This is a genomic window from Geobacillus sp. B4113_201601, from assembly GCF_001587475.1.
GTDB lineage: Bacteria > Bacillota > Bacilli > Bacillales > Anoxybacillaceae > Geobacillus > Geobacillus icigianus.
On record NZ_LQYX01000057.1, the window covers coordinates 1 to 1,362 of the forward strand.

Here is a 1,362-nt window from a genome sequence, read left to right on the forward strand (position 1 = left end):
AATTCGGTTTGGAGCTTCTCGGCTGGTATGACGTGCAGCGCGTATTTGGCGAGTACGACCCGATCACCGGCGAGCGTCTGTCGGCCGGGGACCGATTGCTGGCGGGCGGGATGTTGCTGTTATCGATTGTTCCTCCGGCTAAAAGTGCCGGCGTCGCCGGAAAAGCGGCGATCAAAGGAGCCAAGGCGATCGATGCCGCCTCCGCCCTTGCGAAAGTGAAACATGTCGTGCGCGATGATACAATGAAGACGATCTTCCAAACGACCTACCATCAAGTCATCAAAGCGCCATTCGCGGAAACGGCCCGCCTGTTCAAGACACAATGGGACGAAGTAGTGGAAAGCGTCACCTCCGTTTCATGGCAGCCGGCATATGCGGGAGTGGGGCCGGCGCCTCGAGGGTGGATGGGTGAGGCGAGGAATGAAGTTAAAGATGCCACTTTTCATATGATAAAGAAAGCTGAAGGAGAGGTGGTTGGACGGGGGACGAACAAACTTTATAGAGGAGATAGTTTGTTGCACTCATCTAAAAGACCTAATGGAATTGGTAAACCGTTTATATCAGATTCAGGTAATTTAGTTCCTGCAAATAGTAAAGGCATATATAAAAATCGGCAAGTTACTGTTATAGAGCATATTCTTGGAGGTTACAGAAGGAAAGCAAAATCAAATAGTCCCTATATTAGTTTTACCGGTAACAAACTCGTTGTTGGAAATTACGGAGATTATTTAATAGAGTTAGATATTTCTTCTTTGAGAAAAGCCATTAGGTCAGGAGAAGTTAAGAATGTAGCTATTTTATCTCCGAAACAGATTCGAAAATTAATCGAACGAGATAGATCTTTTTCTGATTTTTGGAAGAAAAGGGCATTAAATTGGACTGAGAGAGATAATGAGTATTTGATAAGAGGTGAAGTACCTAGCAAATTCATAAAAATTTATCCTAGGGAGTGAGTATTAAATATGTTTCTATATTTTCAAAATGAATGTCTAGGTGAAATACAGGATATTAACACTGAAGGTATGTGGGTATACGGTAAACTTATAGCGAATCAAAATATGGTGAAGTTTAGGAAGTTTTTTGAGGATCTAACGAATGAGGAAAATCATTTTAAAGAAAGTGAATATAATGAGGAATGGTTGAATGATGATAATTGGTTTGTTGTAGATAGTCATGGAGATAAAAAGGGAATCTATTTACCTGCTGTGTATGAGGATGGAGAAATAAATTGGAGATGGAGATAAAGCTTAGGTGTAAATTATCATTTTATTTCAGCACAAAACACCCATTTTTTTGCACATTTCTTCAGAAAGCCCTCTCCCCTTTTCTGAAGGAATGTGCTAATTTTTTTGTGAATTGTTT

General features: G+C 41.0%; 2 protein-coding genes. Both read left to right on the forward strand.

Annotated elements, in window-relative coordinates:
* Positions 1-953: pre-toxin TG domain-containing protein (locus tag B4113_RS08025; RefSeq protein ID WP_235597978.1), on the forward strand; the 953-nt coding region annotated here is incomplete at its 5' end.
* A 9-nt stretch (positions 954-962) separates the two neighbouring features.
* On the forward strand, positions 963-1,244 hold the full coding sequence (locus tag B4113_RS08030; RefSeq protein ID WP_008881167.1) for a hypothetical protein: 282 nt from the start codon (positions 963-965) through the stop codon (positions 1,242-1,244).
* Positions 1,245-1,362: the final 118 nt, after the last annotated feature.